We start from the raw sequence: 744 nt of genomic DNA on the forward strand, positions 1-744 counted from the left end.
GGCCTGGCTGTGGACATATAACAATGAGCGACCAAACATGGGCATTGGCGGCATCACTCCAGCTATGAAACGTAAGCTGGCGGCATAGGCTCTACTTTGGAGAGCTACTAAAAAGGGGATGATTACCATGCTTCTGGCATCGTCATGGCTGCAAATACACAAGCACACCTTCAACGCGAAAAGATTTTTGGGAGCAAAAATTTTTTCAAAATATCGCACGGGATAAAAAGGTTGTGGAAGAGTTGGCACAGGCAGGATGGAAAGTGATCGTTGTGTGGGAATGCCAGTTAAAAACTCGCAGTGCCGTTGATAACCTATGTGATCAAATCATTCTGTTTTTAAGCGGCTCAACCAGCCCCACGGACGAACTCTCGATTGGAGCGGGCGACGCCTGATCCCCTTGGACGAATTTACTTTCTGGCCTTTTTGCTTCCGGCAAGAATATGAGCACTGCCTATTTGTATTTTCCCATTTTTAGCTGGTAAAGCCGCCACGCTAATTGCTGTTGCCTTTTGGGTATGAATGTAAATTTGCTCCAAAAAGAATTCAATTCCCTCAAGGCACTTCATGATCTCAGATAACGTACGGTATTTTTCGCACATTCCAAAAATGGAAGCAGCCCTTCATGTCGGTTAGGTTTGGTTATGACCAAACAACCACCAAACCAGCATGAGGGCTACAAATGAAAGCTACCAAGGAGCACGGGAAAAAGAAAGTTCCGGTTGTCGTCGTAGATGAGCAGGA

Annotated in this window: 1 protein-coding gene; it reads right to left on the reverse strand. The window is 45.8% G+C overall.

The window, feature by feature from the left end; all coding sequences use genetic code 11:
- Positions 1-410: 410 nt before the first annotated feature.
- Entirely contained in the window at positions 411-569 is a 159-nt protein-coding gene (locus V6C16_RS14650) for a hypothetical protein (protein ID WP_333543614.1), read from the reverse strand.
- Between the last annotated feature and the right edge of the window lie 175 nt (positions 570-744).

Source organism: Desulfovibrio sp. 1188_IL3213 (genome assembly GCF_036763145.1).
Lineage (GTDB): Bacteria > Desulfobacterota > Desulfovibrionia > Desulfovibrionales > Desulfovibrionaceae > Desulfovibrio.

Bases quoted from the DNA above. Each gene is read 5' to 3' on its own strand.
- V6C16_RS14650 (WP_333543614.1), bottom strand. From the start codon at position 569: ATGAAGTGCCTTGAGGGAATTGAATTCTTTTTGGAGCAAATTTACATT.